This window comes from Dyadobacter ginsengisoli DSM 21015, from assembly GCF_059568735.1.
Genome location: NZ_JCANTY010000001.1, coordinates 341,304 through 359,245, shown reverse-complemented (window position 1 = coordinate 359,245; position 17,942 = coordinate 341,304). Strand labels below are relative to the sequence as shown.

The 17,942-nt window shown below is 50.8% G+C and carries 12 protein-coding genes; 7 read left to right on the top strand and 5 right to left on the bottom strand.

Features of this window, described 5'->3' with window-relative positions:
- Nucleotides 1–7 precede the first annotated feature (7 nt).
- On the bottom strand, nt 8–3,064 hold the full coding sequence (locus BP71_RS01155; protein WP_496375720.1) for a SusC/RagA family TonB-linked outer membrane protein: 3,057 nt from the start codon (nt 3,062–3,064) through the stop codon (nt 8–10).
- A gap of 469 nt (nt 3,065–3,533) precedes the next feature.
- Here BP71_RS01155 and BP71_RS01150 point away from each other — a divergent pair, with 469 nt between their 5' ends.
- Entirely contained in the window at nt 3,534–3,839 is a 306-nt protein-coding gene (locus BP71_RS01150; RefSeq protein ID WP_496375718.1) for a hypothetical protein, read from the top strand.
- A gap of 42 nt (nt 3,840–3,881) precedes the next feature.
- Here BP71_RS01150 and BP71_RS01145 read toward each other — a convergent pair whose 3' ends face one another.
- On the bottom strand, nt 3,882–5,192 hold the full coding sequence (locus BP71_RS01145; protein ID WP_496375716.1) for an ankyrin repeat domain-containing protein: 1,311 nt from the start codon (nt 5,190–5,192) through the stop codon (nt 3,882–3,884).
- Nucleotides 5,193–5,352: 160 nt separating this feature from the next.
- Between BP71_RS01145 and BP71_RS01140 the strand changes: the two genes are divergently transcribed.
- The 4 genes from BP71_RS01140 to BP71_RS01125 all read left to right on the top strand — a co-directional run bounded on the left by BP71_RS01140 (nt 5,353) and on the right by BP71_RS01125 (nt 10,841).
- Nucleotides 5,353–7,266, top strand: a complete 1,914-nt coding sequence (locus tag BP71_RS01140; protein ID WP_496375714.1) for a LodA/GoxA family CTQ-dependent oxidase — start codon at nt 5,353–5,355, stop codon at nt 7,264–7,266.
- Complete coding sequence (locus BP71_RS01135) at nt 7,267–8,379, top strand: FAD-dependent oxidoreductase (protein ID WP_496375712.1); 1,113 nt, start codon at nt 7,267–7,269, stop codon at nt 8,377–8,379.
- 81 nt (nt 8,380–8,460) lie between these two features.
- A complete protein-coding gene (locus BP71_RS01130; RefSeq protein WP_496375710.1) occupies nt 8,461–9,147 on the top strand; it encodes a GNAT family N-acetyltransferase in 687 nt (228 codons plus the stop codon).
- A gap of 260 nt (nt 9,148–9,407) precedes the next feature.
- The gene (locus BP71_RS01125) at nt 9,408–10,841 is read left to right on the top strand and encodes a hypothetical protein (RefSeq protein ID WP_496375708.1); all 1,434 of its coding nucleotides are present in this window, start codon (nt 9,408–9,410) and stop codon (nt 10,839–10,841) included.
- Here the strand turns inward: BP71_RS01125 and BP71_RS01120 are convergent.
- The 3 genes from BP71_RS01120 to BP71_RS01110 form a co-directional block, all read right to left on the bottom strand.
- Nucleotides 10,829–13,441 (bottom strand): hypothetical protein, encoded by a 2,613-nt coding sequence (locus BP71_RS01120; protein ID WP_496375706.1) that lies wholly within the window; start codon nt 13,439–13,441, stop codon nt 10,829–10,831. The genes BP71_RS01125 and BP71_RS01120 overlap by 13 nt on opposite strands.
- 1 nt (nt 13,442) lies before the next feature.
- A complete protein-coding gene (locus tag BP71_RS01115; protein ID WP_496375704.1) occupies nt 13,443–14,621 on the bottom strand; it encodes a hypothetical protein in 1,179 nt (392 codons plus the stop codon).
- A gap of 372 nt (nt 14,622–14,993) precedes the next feature.
- A complete protein-coding gene (locus BP71_RS01110) occupies nt 14,994–15,536 on the bottom strand; it encodes a RidA family protein (protein ID WP_496377740.1) in 543 nt (180 codons plus the stop codon).
- A gap of 171 nt (nt 15,537–15,707) precedes the next feature.
- Between BP71_RS01110 and BP71_RS01105 the strand changes: the two genes are divergently transcribed.
- The gene (locus tag BP71_RS01105) at nt 15,708–16,616 is read left to right on the top strand and encodes a helix-turn-helix domain-containing protein (RefSeq protein ID WP_496375702.1); all 909 of its coding nucleotides are present in this window, start codon (nt 15,708–15,710) and stop codon (nt 16,614–16,616) included.
- Between the two features lie 86 nt (nt 16,617–16,702).
- Nucleotides 16,703–17,938: an MFS transporter gene (locus BP71_RS01100; RefSeq protein ID WP_496375700.1), complete on the top strand. Its 1,236-nt coding sequence runs from the start codon at nt 16,703–16,705 to the stop codon at nt 17,936–17,938.
- The last annotated feature ends 4 nt before the right edge of the window (nt 17,939–17,942 follow it).

Sequence of the window (17,942 nt, the reverse complement as noted above, 5' to 3'; positions counted from 1 at the left end):
GTTTGAATTAAAAACTGATGTTTGCGCCCAGATTGACAACCCGCTGCTGAGGGTAATAATAACCGGAGTTGTTAGGGATTTCAGGATCAAAAGAAGGCCCGAAACGATCGATAGAGAACAGGTTGCTACCATTGACATAAATCCTGGCACTATGCATTTTCGCGTTCTTTATCACCGTGGCGGGCAATGTAAAACCCAGTTCCACATTTTTCAGCCGCACGAATGCCGCATTGCGCAGCCAAAAGTCGGAAGTGAGCGTGTTAACCCCTCTCGTCGCTCCCGTAGGACCGTTGAAATTGCGCGGGTACTGGTTGTCGCCCTCTTTTTGCCAGCGCCCCTCAAAGAATTCGCTGGCCATATTCAACCCGGCAGGGGCCAGATAAGACTGGGCTCTGGCTTGTCCCTGCACAAAAACAGACAAATCGAGATTACGCCACGAACAGCTCAGCGATGTTCCGTACACCAGCTCAGGCGTTCGAACTGATGATTTCCGGACCTGGTCCAGGCCGTTGATCGCTCCGTCGTTGTTGATGTCCTTATAGCGTATGTCGCCGGGAGCGGTATTGGCCGGGTGAGGGCTCCCGTCGATTTCCTGTTGGTTCTGGTACAGGCCGTCGGATTCATACACCAGCCAGGAGTCTATCGGAATGTTGGTTTTTTGCTGATAAGCAGGCACGCTGGCTGCTTCATCCATAAAAATCACCTTGTTGCGGGCAAACGTGAGGTTTCCCCGCACATTGTAAGAAAAACTGTTGCCTATCGTTCCGTTGTAATAGGCATCGACTTCAATCCCCCGGTTCAATACTTTCCCAAGGTTCTGGTTGGGCAACGTAAGCCCTGTATACGCAGGCACCGACTCGCTACGGGTGATGAGAATACCCGAGCGCATGGAACGGAAGTAATCGATGGTCAATCCCAGCTTTCCTTTCAGAAATTGCGCGTCAAGCGCCAGATCGGTAGTCGTGGCCACTTCCCAGGTGATGTCCTTGTTCGGCGTGGGTCCCGGCACCAGCGAGCTGACCTGCGACGCACCCGGCCCGAGTGAATAGCCGTATCCGGTCCCGAGCAGGTAAGTCTGGATATAGTTGAAGGCGGAAACCACGTCATTACCCGTTTTCCCCCACGAACCGCGCAATTTCAGCTCGGTAACGCCTTTTGCATTGAAAAAATCCTCCTGCGAAATCCGCCAGGCACCTGATAGTGCCGGAAAAAAGCCGTAACGCTTACCCTCGGGGAAGTTTTGGGAACCATCATAGCGCATGTTGAAGTCGAACAGGTATTTGTTCTTAAAACCGTAGGAGGCCCGGCCAATGAAATTGTTACGCCCGGTTTGGGCCGCAGTGGAGTTGTTCTGCTGACCGATCAGGCTGCCTGCTGTGAGCTGATCGAGCGAATTACTGAGGAAATTGGATCGGAATGCGCTAATCTCGTCCGCTTTTCCCTCGAAACGCTCGTAGGCGGCAAAGCCTTCAATGGAATGGTCGCCAAACCGGTTGGCGTAACCCAGCCGGATGTTCATCAGGTTTTGCACAAGCGACCCGCGTACCTCCGACAAGCTTGGCTTGATCGAGGAGTTAATCTGAGTGTAAGTACCCGTCGCGCCGTCGTAGCGGAAGGCCGGCGGAGGTGTTTTAGTAAATGATTTGTTTTTCGAAAAAGTCAGGTCATAGGCGTAGTATCCATCCAGAAAGACCCCGTCGGCCAGTTTTGATAGGTCCCATTTAAAATAGGTTTTCGTTTGGAGGAAGTCGTTGGTGAGCCGGTTGTAACCCGCTTCACCGCTCGTAATGTAAATCATACTATTGTTGGGGCCTCCTCCGATACCGGGACCAACCAGTCCGTTGGGATAGATGGGCACCAGGTAAGGATAAGCAAGCCAAAGCTCCCGGAAAATCGCCCCCGCATTGTAGTTGCCCACGGCCGAATTCCGGTATTCATTTCTGTAAAGCACGTCCACGCCGATTTTCAGGTCGTTGGTAACCGCAATATCGACATTCGCACGGGCCTGTGCCTGTTTGTAATAGGCCGCGTCTTCCTTGTAGATGCCATTCTGCTTCTGATACTGGCCAGAAAGGAAATAAGTTACTTTATCGGTACCACCCCGCAGTGAAACCACCTGATTATGTTGCAGGGCCTGCTTTTTCATCGTAGCATCCCACCAGTCCGTGCTCGGATAGGAAAGCGGATCGGAGCCGTCTTTAAATTTCTGCAAGGCCGCGTCCGGCCATGTTGGCTTTTGACCGATCATCTGATCGTATTCATTGGTAGCCAATGCGTACTGGTAAGCGTTCAGCATTTGAGGAACGCGGGTGGCCTGTGTCAGCGACCAGTTACTCCCGATAGACAGTACCGGTTTGCCGGCCTGCCCGCGTTTGGTGGTGATCAGGATCACGCCGTTCGCCGACCGGGCTCCATAAATGGCCGCTGTGGCATCTTTGATCACCGTAAATGACTCAATATCAGCCGGATTGAGCCTGGCGAAACCACCCGACCGATCGGGTATGCCATCGATGACCACCAAAGCGCCGGTGCTCCCCAATGTAGCCTTTCCGCGTACGAATATTTCGGCATTGTCGTTTCCCGGTTCGCCGCTCCGGGTATTGGCGATTAATCCCGGCACCCGCCCTGCTATGGAATTGGTGAGGTTCGCGGCCGGTGATTTTTCAAGGTCAGCGCCTTTGATTGTCGAAACCGCCCCAGTGAGATCGGCCCGCGTTTTGGTGCCGTAACCTACCACCACCACCTCGTCGAGCGCCTTGGTGTCCGCTTCGAGCATCACATCCAGCTTGCTTTTACTGCCCACCTGGATTTCGCGCGGGAGATAGCCAATGTAGGAAAACACCAGCACCGCGTCGGCGGACAGAACGCGCATCGAGAACTCCCCCTCCGCATTGGTGGAAGTGCCGCCTTTGGAGCCCTTGACGATAACGCTAACGCCTACCAGCGGGCCGGAAGCATCCGTCACCCGGCCCGAGACCGAAACCTGCGCAAATGCCGCCCCGGTACCCGCCAGGCACAGCAGCACAGTTAGAATGATTGAAAAAAAACGGGTACAAAAAGTCATGCTGAAAAAGGGTTATGAGTGAAACATGATTTACTCAGGGCAAGCCGGTGAAAACAGGCTACCGTACCAGTCCTGTCTAATTTTTTATCAAAAGAACACAATTTCAAATTAAACTATACTATTCTATACTATTTTTATTTACAGGAAATAGAAATAAAATTAGTAGTGACTGTTTTCTAAAAAATCACTATTTCAACTCACTATTAGTATATTAGTGGTTATCAATTAAAATAATACACCTGAATTCATCATACTATACTATTCTATGCTTATATATTAGCTATGTACTATGGCTAGTAGAAGTTTCTGAAAAACCTTGCCGATCCGACTGCAATCCCAATCCGCTTTCCGATCTATTTCAACTCGTGGCACCGGTATGAAGAATATGTTTTTTACACCGCAGCGTTGCTTCCGGCGATTGCTGCTAAAGCGTAGCCGTTGCAGTATAGCCGGTGGAAAATTCAGGAAGATGGCAGCATCCAAGGGGAGACAAAAGCCGGGACTGCTCGAAACCGTGAAATCCGTCCGTTTCGGAGGACTTCTGAAATCCGCAGCCAGGTGCAGCTCCGTGGTACAGGAACCGCTCTCCATTATACGCGCTGAAAGGTGTATTCGCCTCAGGCACGACGGCCCAGGGACTCCGACCGGGTTGCGCTCATGCCCAATCAACACGTACCTGCCTGCAAAATGGAATTCTATGCGCTTGAAGAACATCAGCGCGTTCGGAGAAACTTTCCGCATTACTCGTCAGCAGGCAGCAAAAACGACCGGATGATGTTCAATTCATACTTTAAAACCTACAACCTACTGCACAAGCCTATGAAACTGCCAGCAACTTATCTATCTCTGCATATCCGGTAGGCAACGGTATCGCATCGCCGTTAGCACCCGCTTTCAGCAAAAGCTCCACGGACAGCGGTGTTCGCCTGTCCGTCCAATAAGAATCGACACAGGCCCGGACTGCCAGCTGCAACGGTGTGCGGCCGTTTCCGTCTGGTACGTCTATGGGGGACCCCCTTTCGACCAACACCTGCACGACGTCCGGATGCCCCAGCCAGGCTGCTACATGAATGGCCAGACTACCTTTCGGGATATCCCAATAACCATCACCATTCTCAAAAGGCTCGTCTACCTTCACCCCTACATCCAGAAGTTGCTTCACACCGGCTGCATTGCCGCCGGCCGAGAATTTCGAGAGCAGCTCACCACCCATGGTAAGCAATTTGTCTAAAAGGACCGGCTCGGCAGCTACGATAGCCTCCACCGCTCCGGCGTCCCCAAACGCACAGGCTTCAATGAGTCGGTCCGTATCTGCAAGGGTATAGGAAATTCCGCGTTTTTGGAGCATTTCAAGTACGTCCGCACGCCCTTCTCTTGCTGCACGTGCCGCAGCGGTGACGCCCGCGCAAACCACTCCGGGATCTGCACCATGATCGAGCAGCAATTTGATGAACGCAATGTGGTTTACACGCGCCAATGCATGATGAAAAGGCGATGTCGTCCCCCAGATCCTGTTGGGATCAGTACCGGCTTCAAGCAGGTATTTTGCACCGGGGTAGTCGTGCCAGTCATGCTTGCGGATCAACATCAGCACCAGATTTTCCGGCGTGACCCTTCCGGTTTCAACCAAAGCCTTCATCGCGCCATTATTATCGGTCTCGGGAGAATGGTATACCGCCTCGCCATCATTTGGATCTGCACCAAATTCCAGCAACAGCCTCGTAAGACCTTCGTGATGGGCAATTCCGGCAGCGCCGTACAATGCGGTTTCGAACTCCGGGTATTTGCCGGTCGTCGAGAAGCCTGCATTTGGATCAGCGCCCGCTTCCAGAAGTATCCGTACAGTTTTCAAAAAACCGTCACTGCGATCCGGGTCCAGCCGGAGGTATTTGGACATACACAAATAAACGAGGGCATTGCCGCCATAGGGCGCTGCCGTATGCATAGCAATCGCCGGGTCCGCGGCCAGATAGGTCGATACAAGTTCGTTGTTGCCCAATATGGCGGCCGTGAAAATGCTGGCATCTGCGAGTTCAGGATATCGCTCCAACATCGCGTCGGCGCCCGTCAGCGACCCATGCCAGATAGCTTCACGGATAAATTCGGTTTGAATGTCTGTCATTGCCATAAAATGATATGAGTTGATCCGGTAAACCGGAAAATCAATTCTTCACAAGATACATTCCTTCTTCCCAGTAAAAAGACCGCATTTCTGCTTTGCATCAAAGTAGTTCTACTACTCCACCTACATCCAACGATATTTTTTTTACACTTCAAATCACCGCAAAATGTGCTCTCTCATTAAATCAGTTGCGATCTATCCACCGCTGGGCATTGCCCGTGTCGGTAATTCCGACGAGTACTTCCTCGCTTCCGAGCTACCTGGCCAGCATCCCGTGCCTGAAAACGGATACAAAGATGCATTAGGCAGGGTGAAAAAGCAGGCAGTAAGGTTTCGGATCTACGGCATCGGCGAAGATGGCAAAGTTATTAAAGAATTAAAAGCAAGCGACAATGCCGGTATCACATGGCGGGTACATGTTGCCAACAGGAAGGCCGGATGGTATCAGTTTATGAATGCGCTCGACCTCCCGGGCTACGGCATACCGGCGGCATTTCGCAATGCAACGGTTACAGGACCTGATCGCTCCAAGCTGATTATCGACCCGGGACCGAGATCGATCAGCGGCAAAGATGTCAATGGCCCTACGTACCAGCTGACGGGCGGCCGGTTTTACGATATCGATGTCACCCTCGGGGAAATACGGACAGATGAAGAAGGCAGGCTCATGGTGATAGGCGGCGAAGGAAAGTCGGCCTCGGCGTCGAATGCCGCCGCGATCACATTTGCCAACAACGACGGCTGGCACGACGACGTCTCGGACGGCACCATCCGGGCCACCGTTACATTTGAAGGCCAGACTTTCGAGGCCACACCCGCGATGGTTGCGGTGACACCGCCCAACTTCGGCCAGGGATTGTTTGCGGTGGTAACGATGTACGACGTCGTGTACGATCTCTACGTGCGCAACGGCTGGATGCAGAAACCTGACGCGATCGTTTTTTATGAGCACATTTATCCGATCCTGAAACGCACCGTGGATACGCAGTGGGTCAATCACGGCTTCTATATGCTGTTTGGCCAGAACTCGCCCAGTGACTTTACCGGGAAGGATATTTTGGCCAAACTATCCGATCCGTCAGAAAGCAGCAGGGAGGAAAGGATGCGGGTATTCAACTGGTATCGCGAGCCCAATGGCGACCAATATGAACCGGAAAAGATACCGCCGTTTTACGGAGACACATTCGGCGACTATGAAGCGCTGCCCAATGTGGACTTACCGCTTACCGCAACCCAGTACGAATGCATGACACGCTGGGCCAACGGCGATTTTACAACCGGCGCCCTGCGGCCACTAACGCCATTTGAAGAACTCGACCCCGAGGACCAGCTTGCCGCGCTCAACAAAGCGCCCCTGGAAGAATGCCTCGGCGGCCCGTTCCACCCGGGCATCGAGATTACCTGGCCTTTCCGTAATCTGATTTTCTGGAAAAGCCCCTTCCGCGTCAAGATACTCCCGGAAGGTACCGCACCGGCCGATGACTACGGCCCGCTGTTATCTCCGGCCATTGCACTAGGAGCCGGCGGTCCGCTCGATGGCAGCGGACCAGGCTCGCTGACACGCTGGCTGGGTGTACCCTGGCAAACCGACGAGGCCAGTTGCCTCTCCGGATATGTAGCCTCGCTGTATCTCGCGCTTCCATCCTTCTGGGCCGCCCGGGTCCCCAATCAGGTACTTTCAAGTGACAGCTTTACAAGACTTTCCGACAGCGCCATGAATGACGCACAGCGACTGAAACACCTCGATTATCGCCAGGATTGGCTCCGCGACCTGGGTACTCAGTATCAGTCCAAAATCAATAAAATGGTTGCGCGCTGGCACGAGCTGGGCATTATTGTCCAACATCCGTTACCCAAAACCGGCACAACCGACTGGCTTCCGGAGCAGGTATGGGTGGAATCCGACCGCGGTGGCTTCACCGACGACGATCCGACGTACAAGCAGGTGCTGAAAGCGGAGAGCGCAACTCCGCAGGTACTCAGTGAGGCTACCGTGCTTCTGAAAACGGTGGCCGGCGATCAGGAAAGTCCGGCGCGCCCATTGCGCGAACGGCGCACATTCAGGCGGGACGAAAGATAAATGAAGCACAGCACGCCTGTCTTGATTGCCGGAGGAGGGATAGCTGGCATGGCTACCGCATTGAGCCTCGTGAACCGGGGGATCAGATGTATGATTGCCGAGCCTGAGATTTCATGGGTCAGCAAAGTGGGTGAAACCATTCCTCCCAATTCCAAATCCATACTGACCAGGGCCGGGATCGATCACTTACTGGGCGATCCGGCCCATCTGCCCTGCTACGGAAACCATTTCGCGTGGGGCAGCAGTACACCCTATGAAAAAAGTTTCTTCGCACACATACAGCCGCACGGGTGGCATCTGGACAGGCCACGCTTCGAAGACCAACTTAGGGCACACTGCCTTTCCCGGGGTGTCGATTGGCTGAAAGGCCAGCGGGCGGTGCATATTGAAAAACAAAAAGGCGGTTGGCAGGTTCTTACAAATGATGGCGAAAATAAAACGGATGAGGTATCATGCAAATTCCTGGTCGATGCTTCCGGACGGCAATCCAGGATAGCGCGCGCCCTCGGCAGCCAGCGGCACCGGCTGGACGCGCTGGCGGGCATATCCCTGATGCTGACCGTAGACGGTGCGGCACCACCGCAGCATACTTTCATCGAAGCCGCGCCGGATGGCTGGTGGTATGCTGCCCCGCTATCGGACAACAGGCTATCTGTCGTGTTCATGACCGATGCCGATCTCGTTGACAAGCAGATGCTGCAACCCGGGCATTTTCTGCGAATTGCCCAAACCACCGCGACGGTCCTGATCGCTCCGCTCCTCAAAGTTTGCAGCGCCAACACTGGAACAACACTCCGTCCCGCATCTACTTCCATGCTCAGCGAGCGAACCGGCGACTCCTGGCTTGCTGTCGGGGATGCCGCCTACACATTCGATCCCATTTCTTCTTATGGGATCATGACTGCCCTGGAAGGCGGCTATTATGCGGGCCACGCCATTACCGACACATTACAGGGGGCAACGGACGCTACTATCGCGTATGACGCAATCATTAGTCAGGCCTTCGATGTGTACCTGACCATGCATGGGCAGCAATACGCGGCAGAGCAGCGATGGAGGAAAATGCCATTCTGGGAAAGGCGGAGATCTCGCCGCTCAGCTCCGGAGATTTAACGATTCTGATCACCCTAGGCAGTAATCAAATGGCCAATTCGGAAAGAGAACCGTACATTAGCTTCGCAAATACGAATTTCAATGGAACATATTCTCGACAATCCGGCCTGGCACGCGCTGACTTCTCACAATCGTCCGCTCGGCACCGTGCTCGGCGCCACCGCCTTTTTTCGCCCCGATGTTTCCCCTTTTACGGCTGTGGAACGCCCGGAGCAGCGGCATTTGACAGCATTGCATGAAGCTGTCCCTTTTGACAACGTCGTCATTTTTGTCAGCAATCAGAAAATGGACATCCCCTCTCCCTGGAAATTGCTCGCCGCGATCGACGGGTACCAGATGCTTCACCACGGCCCGGCGAATCCGGTTTCGGAAGGAGGACCATCCATCACTACACTCGCGCAGGAGCACGTCCCTGAAATGCTTGCGTTGACCAGCCTCACCAATCCGGGCCCGTTTGCTACGGAAACGATCCGGTTTGGGCATTACGAAGGAATTCTGGAAGATGGCAGGCTGGTCGCCATGGCCGGCCAACGACTGCATCCGAAAGGGTTTGCAGAGATCAGCGCAGTTTGTACGCATCCGGAGCATCTGGGCAAGGGTTATGCCCGGCATTTGTTGCTTCGGCAGGTGAGCCGCATTCAGAAGAACGAGGAAGTCCCTTTCCTGCACGTGAAGGCGGATAATACGCGGGCGATCGGCGTGTACGAGTCGCTGGGATTTGCCATTCGTACGGAAATTTTCTTTCATGTGCTTCAAAAGAATGGCTAACAAGGACAGATAGTCTCCAAGGTGCACGCCCGGGTGGGTGGGGTGCGCTTCTTTCATGCTGTTCCCAAACAAACCATGATCATCCGACACCCCGGGAGTCAAAGGCCCCCCGTCGGGATAGCCGTTTAATAAGTTATGCCAAAACTCTCCGCTTTGCCGGACCGGGAAGTTTGCATTATTCTCTTGATTTCACGATTTTGAAGAAGGGTTCATAGCCCGTCTGCCCCGATACCTACCTCTTCTATCTCGTTCGAATCAATATGAAAAATCTGACGATTTTATTGCTCCCCATTTTGCTTATCGCTCAGTCATGCGGACTCAAAACTTCGGTACTGTACGGTGAGCGAAATACCGGTGTCGATGTGGTGGCAAACCGGAATGGACTGGCGCCGCTTTTCCCAGGGAAAATAGATGCAAAAGACACTTCGTATCACGTAGTACGTATTTTCATAGATCGGGAAGGAATTATATATCCTCCTGATCAGCGAATTTTAAATACCTATCTGAGGGGGAATAATTACTCGCTCCTTCCCTACCCCAGCGACTACGCAGATAGTGCAAAAAATGGCATTATTTCCTGCCTGAATCCCCAATTTTACAAGGGGTTATCGGCAGCATATAAGCCACTGCTGGAAACGTATTACCGCAAACGTGATCTGAGCTCCAACGACCTCTATAATTTCAGAAAAGCATTCAATTCGGTTTCCACGGATTCGATTGTAAGCAGGCTGCAGAACCTGATCCACGACTTCCGTTACAGCAACGTTACATTTTTAATGGTCGGTTTCAACAACACATTTGTTAACGACCACACCTCACATAATTCATCGGAAGCCAAGCTCGCATCTCAGGTGACCAAAATTCAGGAGATTCTTGACGCATACAACCTGCGTCGGCTTATTCTGAAAGGCGGTTCCGAAGTCGTCAAAACACTTTTTATCGAAGTGCACTGGGACGGGCGGTTTGTGAATGAAAAAGGCATAAAAACCGGACTAAACTACCAGCCCGCTCTCATTTCGAGCTACAAAGCCGGTCTGGCACTTCGTGGCATAGTGAGCAGAATAGACTCCGTAAACCTGGAAATCAATATGATGTCGCACAGCTCGGGAGCCAATGTGATCTGCGAATCGTTGTTCAATCAGCGATCAAAGGTCAAGGCTTATGCCGCACGCAAATCAGAGCTCTGGCGTCTCCTCGATCAGTGCTATCAGGATCAATCCAACTCGTATCTCACGCCCTCGCAATCGAAAGTGAACGCATTCCTGATGGAAGCTTCCCTGCCGGGGATAGAGACATTCATGGACTACTACAAGCGAAGCCGCGAAAACAATCGCCCGCTGGAAAGTGACAATTACCGGATTATACTGGGATACAATGTCAACGATCCGGATCTCGGAAAGCGTTTTGGTAAAAAATGGATCGGAAAACTGCTGGAAAGCGCAAACTATAATGGCAGGCTGATCAATGGAATCAGCGACTCTTTCGGTTCCACAGCGCTGGGCGCATTAGAATCCGAAGTGATCCGGACGCGGGAGTATTTTCGCCGTTACCACAATGTCCAGAATTTTCAATCTGTCAACTTTTCCTACGCCCAGGCCAACGGGCATAAAGCGCCCAATACGTTTCACGACATCGGTCTTTACCTGAACCTACCCGAATACCGCACTGCAATTCAAAATATTTACGGCTTGTAAGCGGATAAAAACCGCTCTCTGGCTTTGGCAGTTCTTTTGTAGCTCATATTGTAAAACCAATTAAAGTACCGGATGTTCTCAAAAAGCTCATTCGAAATCTGTAACCAGTAGTGATCCTGGCTACCATAGCTGACCTTCCATATTCTGTTTTCATTGGCTGAAACCGACGTTGTAAAAGTACCTCGGAAGGGATCAAAGTTCGCGATGCTATCAGCAATGGTTTGCTTAGCCAGTAAGTCGTACATCATCTTTTTATATCGGGGCTTCCATCCCGCAAAATGGTGGAGCATTTCTTTACTCATCTCATTCTTAAATCTGGCCCGGACGCGCTTTCGGTTAATATTGAACGGATCGTAAATCTCCATTACCTGATGCTTAAGGAACACGGACAGGTTTGCCTGCTTTGAGGTACTCAGAAACGATTGGGCCGAAACAGGCAGACCGGCCCTTACATACAGGGGAATCGAGAACAACCTCAGAAATTGTTTGATATTCTCTTGATCGTCCCTCCTGCTGGCGACTCTTACCGTATCGAGACTATTCCTGATCCACTCGTTCTTCAAATAGATGAAGTATTTCCTTTCGGATATATTATCCTTAATAAACAAATCATGAAAGTTTTGGGCCACGCTGCTTAGCACATTGCCGTTACGTATAATGGCGAGACTGTCGGCACTTTCTTTCAATCTGGATTGCTGCTGACTGATCTTCCCCTGGAGCTCATCATACGCAGCCCTTTCTCTTTTCAAAGCAGTCTGGCGTGATACGTTTGCCGAATTGTTGCTTTCCTCCTCTTCCAGATTTTTCAGATAATCGTTCAGGTTCGATTTTATTTTATTGAAAGAATCTGCAAACTCGCCGATTCGAGCGCTTAATTTTTTCGATGCAAATACCAGCTCGTCCGCCGAAATAACCTCGCTCCCGTCGCCTGAAGATCGGTTAAAACCAAGCCCGTCAAACTGCAAATCCACATAATTTTGTGGCAACAGATCTCTGATATCTTCTTTTAGATCTCTATAACTCTTCAAACTATGAATAAAATTAAGCTCGTACCCTTTATCGACTCTGTCGATCTGTTTCAGAACAGCCGGGAGACTATCCGCCCGCGTCAATGCCGTCAGGCTGTTTTTCAGTTTCTCCAAATCGGCAATATCGGGAGAAACCTTTTCGATAACATCCCGGATCGCCTGCTTATCATGCTGCAAGGCGGGTGTAAAAGCATTATTGGTCGTTTCATTGATGACAGCGGATAGCTGCACCCGTTTCAGACGTTTTTCCGCGTTTTGCGCATCTGTCGATCCCATGAGCCCCTCCATATCGGTGATTGTCTTCTTAAAAGTTCCCAGCTTCACAGTGTCAATGGCGATGTTGCTGGTCAGGTCTTTGACTCTGGAAGCGATGGCATCTTCCTGAAACTTCAAACGCTCTTTCACCGCAACAATGCATGCCTTGTAGTCCGGTGACTTGATGCACGTATCGATAATGCTGTTTCCCGTTCTTATCCCGGGAAATCTCCGATACACCCACGATTTACCTGTAAGATAGCTGTCGTCGGGTCGGTTGGAAGTGACGAGATTGAGAATTACTTTATCCTCCGATTCGATAAACATGTCGTTCAGGCTTTCCCTGAGTGAATCCAGGGCCAGATAGTTGAGCGAATAGGTAGTCCGGTAAGCGAAGTCCTCGTTGTTGACATTCTTCGATTCGGTTAACGACAAACCCGATATCCTGTTACTGACCTCGTCGACCCTGAACACCTTCATTTGCTTCGACAGGTTCAGGCTTACCTCAAGCGTACTGTTCTTGAGAATGAAGAGATTGATAATGGAAGAATGCACCCAGTCGAACCATTGGACGTCCCAGAACGGGGCCTTATTATCCCAATAGCGATAGTTGGTATTATATGGCTCCTTTGTTTCTCTTTTCAGCCTGATAATCGTGTCCTTGGTTTTCTCAAATCTGTCTCTGGCACGCAAACTGTTGTCCACTACGAATTCACGGCTCAGCGCATCTGGAATCCGGATAAGTGCCCTGATCGAGTTTTCGTGCATGACGCTGGCGTCATCGATGGTCGTATGGTCATGTTCGGGACATGCGACTTTGTTAAAATGCATATAAGGCTCACACACATTCTGCACATAGCCGGGATAAATTACCAGTTTAAATTGTTTGTCCTCGACGTGAAAATAAAGTTTGCAATAATAAAAAAAACCGTCGATATCCTTCTGAAAATCCGCCTTAGTCTTGTGTAAAGCCTTAAAATCCAATTCCCTGTACCGCTCGCTGACAAACACTTTACCGATTTTATAAAAATAGGCGCTGTCTTCCGACATACTGACCGTATCATCAAAATCATAGAACCGATAATAGAGTTTATGTATCTGAATATAAGGAGTATAGCTGTTTCTGGAACTGAAATTTGTGGTCTTTTCAATCTCGGCCTGCTGTATGGAACGCAGAAAGACGCCGGCTCCAAACTCCCTGGTCATGGACTGCATACGGGCGACGATTGCAGCCGGGCTGGTCTCCTCTCCGTGACAAATAGCTTGCAGGCAAAAGACCAGCAAGCATGAAAGAAGGGTTGTGAATTTTGCGGTCATGTTACAATTGACTGTTTAAGCCTGCTCCGATGATGAACCTGCCCGATTCTGCCGTCGGATTAAACCAATGGAATCTTTCCAGTTCCATCTTATCCTTTCCTTTTGTACTATGCAAAACGGCAGGATTATAACGGCGGGCGTTCACTTTATAAATGACTTTTTTAGAATGATTCCTATTCTGAGGCCGTATGCCCTGTTCACCACCCTGAACGCCGAAGAACAGATTTAGACCCCAGTTGCGGTAGTCGTCGATCTGCGAAGACATTGAATTACGGATGGGTATGCCAATGTTGATGATTTTCCGGCCTTCGTTCAGCATGCGTTCACCAGGCTCCTGGTTTACGTAGCGCGCGTTCCTTGTCAATTCGGGCTTATTGACGTCAAATTGCTCATTAATATCATACACGTCCGGATAATCGAACAAATCCCTCTCGAACGATCCTGTATAAACGTCACTGGCGTAACTGATATGCCAGGGTTTGTTGTTCATTCGCTCTCTTTGCGTATAGAGGTTCGCGGAGAAGCGTAGCCCTCCTGTGTAGTACCGGTCATAATGATCCGCAAATTGTTGCAGGATGTATGGAATGACCATGTTGTCGTTATAGAACAGCGCCTGGAAGGACAGTCTGTTCTTCTGGTTCCAGTTCAGTGTAGCGCGCGCACCGAGAACGATCAGCTGCTGGGACCTGTTTTTGGTGGTATATACGTTATCCCTGTTGAACTTGGCCCTGAAAATGTTGACGTTAGACTTCGGGGTAAGTATGAAGTTCGATCCCAGAACAAATTGAAATTCATTGTTGGCGAGAAAAGCACTGGAATGCCCTATTTTGAAGACAGGCACCTCCTCGTATTGCGATTTCCCCGCAATACCAAGTACATTGAGCGGCGTGATCACGATGTTCAGTTGCGTACGTGAGCCCTGTCGGTTCTTGTTTCCCAGCGCATACCGGGTGCCCGCCAGCGTGAAGGCCAGATTTACCCCCGGCTGAAAATCAAGGTTCCATAGCAGGTCCTCCCGGGTCACCCAGTATGCCGTGGCCAGACTAATCCCATACCCGCCATTGAAAGAAGCATAAACGGCCAGTTTTGAATTAAAGACACCTGGAAATTTACTTTGGGCAATCAATGAATTGACATGTCCCAAAAGGGCTATGCCACAGATCAATAGAAGTCTTATCATCTGAAATCACTTTTACAGAAAGAGATGGGCTTATGCGAAAATAGTGAATATGGTATTGCTATTGATAGAGTTTAACTACTTGATCCAATGCGTATTATTACGCATTTATAGAATCTCGGGCATCAGACAATACTTGCCTGACTTTTCCAACCCGCCGTATCGCAGCCAACGCCCCCCTGTTTACACGATTTATGAATGCATCGGTGTCCTAGTTTGTCTGCGCGTAGATCTCCACAGCATTGTAGTAAACAAAAAAACGAGGCAGTTTCGGACTGCCTCGTTTTCATTTGAGCTTAGAAAATCAAATAGTTGCCTGAATATAAGCAGTTTCACTTCTGATCATTTCCAGCGGACGCTCCGGTGATTTGCAGCCTAAGGCGCAACCTCGACAATCATTTCGATTTCGACCGCGATATTGGAAGGTAACGACGCCACCCCGATCGCAGAACGGGCGTGTTTGCCACTCTCCCCAAAGACTTCCACCATAAAATCCGTGAAGCCATTGATTACCTGCGGCTGTTGGCTCAGCGTTGGTGTGGAATTCACCAGTCCCAGGACTTTTACAACCCTCCTGACCTTGTTCAGATCTCCAATCTCATATTTCAGTGAAGCCAGCAATGCGATTCCGCAGAGCCTGGCCGCCTCTTTCCCCTGCTCAACCGTAAGATCGTCGCCCACCTTTCCGGTAATCTGCCCGCCTCCGGGTTTATCGGGGCCGTGCCCTGACAGGTAAACGAGGTTACCCACGCGAACCGCTCTTAGCAGGTTTCCCTTAGGTGCATTGAGTTTGGGAAGCGTAACGCCCAGGTCGGACAGTTTCTTTTCAACGTCGGTGCGACCGGACTGGGCAATCCCCTGGCTAATAACCGAAAGCATAAGCACCAATAGTGCAGCGAAAAATGTTGGTTTTTTCATCATGAAAAAGGATTTATACTGATTGAAGGCTAAAAATAGTGATGATACGCACAGAAACAGACAAAATTCTGCATCTGGGTGCCGCTTGATGTCCCTTATCCATAGCAACACATTCCGTGTTTGCTCAGAACCGCTATTATAATTAACTTTGATTTATATAATAGCACCCCTATGACAATCGGAACCGAAACGCTGCAACAATTCTATGAGCGCACCCGCCAGCCAGTGCCTGCGGACCTGGTCTCCCAGACAAACGTCAGCCACTTTAATGTAAAGCAGCGCACCTGTCTCAACAGGATGACGCCCTACAACCGGCGCGACTATTATAAGATCTGCATGATCGTGGGAGAGGGAATACACCAGGCGGGCGACAAGGAGACTCCGATTGAGGGCGCTGGGATTATCTTTTCGAACCCGTCTGTCCCGTCCTCATACCAGGCCATCTCCGAGGCACAATCCGGCTACTATTGTCTTTTCAATGACACATTTCTGCTGAACAGCGTCCGGCAGGAGATCCGGTACCGGAGTGCACTGTTCAATCCTGCCGTCCCGGCGGTCGTCTCCCTGACGTCGGAGCAAACCGAGCGGATCGGCGGCTTCTTTCGCGAGATGGAAGGCTTATTATCAACAACATACACATACAGATTTGACATGATCAGAAGCCTCCTCCAAATGATCATCCTGGAAGGTATTCGCTTGCAGGGGCCCGTACTGACAGAAAATACCAGCGACCGTTTGATTTCCCGGTTTTTCGGGCTGCTCAACCAGCAATTCCCCGTCGACTCTCCGGAAAACCCGCTACGCCTCCTGACGCCGGCAGCATATGCCGATCAACTGAGCATTCATGTCAATCATTTGAACAACGTACTTAAACGATCCACGGGAAAGACCACCCGCGAGATTATCCATGAACGGATTGTCGAGGAAGCCAAAACATTGCTTCTGAATACCGATTGGGACGCCGCACAAATCGCGTATACCCTCGGCTTTGAATACCCCTCGCATTTCAATAAGTATTTCAAACAAAATACCGGTATCACGCCGCTGCTCTTCCGCGAACAACTCAGGCAAGTCCATTAATATTTGATTTGTATAAGCATTGCTTTGATTCATATTACCGGCATCTCCGCTTGTCGTCCTACTTTTGGGCCATCAAATGCCAGCATATGAAAAACATCAAAGATTCTAATAAAGCAATTAGCACAGTACTGGCTTTTAGCCTGATCCCCATCACCGGTTTTGCGCTTGATATTTTCATTCCGTCATTACCAGCGATGAGCGCGGAGCTGAACGCTACCCCAGCCGCCGTGCAACTTTCCATTTCGATTTTCCTGGCAACCTATGGAATAGGACAGCTGCTGGTCGGCGGCCTGCTGGATAGCTATGGCCGATATTGGCCCAATATCATCGCATTAGCCGGTTTCAGCCTGGCGAGTTTTGCGATCGCAAACGCGGGAAGTTTGCCTATGATCTACACCATGCGGGCCGTACAAGGTATTATGTCCGCCGTAATCGTCGTTAGCAAACGGTCCTTTTTCTTCGACCTCTACGAAGGTGAAAAGCTGAAACATTACACCAGTCTTTTTTCCGTTATCTGGTCGGCGGCTCCCATTATAGCGCCCTTTCTGGGCGGATATCTGCAAACCCGGCTGGGCTGGCAGTCGAATTTCTATTTCCTGGGTTGCTTCGGGCTGGTGTTCCTGGCGTTGGAACTGATATTCAGCGGCGAAACGATCGCTTCGAAAGTGCCGTTCCGTCTGAAAACAATCGGTAATGCCTACCGGTCGATGATCCGGACCAGGGACTTTACCTCGGGCCTGCTCATTTTAGGTTTATCCTACGGCGTATTGATGATATACAATATGTCAAGCCCTTTTCTGATCGAGAAAGTGATGCACTACCCGGCAACGGTCACGGGCAACTGTTCCATGATTTCAGGCCTGGCCATGCTGGCCGGCAGCCTGTTATCGAAAGCAATGATCTCCAAACCATTTTTCAAGAAGCTGTTCATCATGGCGGTGGCTCAGCTGACTGTATCCGGCGGCCTCATCCTGCTGACCCTGCAGGTCCACAACCTGTACACCCTGATGGCCTACGTGATCTTGCTCCACGCTGCTTCCGGCTTTATCTTTAACGGCATGCTGGCTTACTGCCTCACCCGGTTTTCGCAATTTGGCGGTATGGCCAGCGGACTGACCGGCGGGGGTTACATCCTGTCTACTTCTGCATTCAGCTACCTCGTGGTTAAAACCATCCGGATCGACAACCAGGCATGGCTGGGTGCCGGTTACGCCGTGCTGATCCTGGCGGTGCTGACCCTGATTATTCGGACCAAATGGCTCGAACGTACCCGGGAAACGCCTCAGGGCAAAGCACAGGATATGGCCCTCATCATGGAATAAAAAG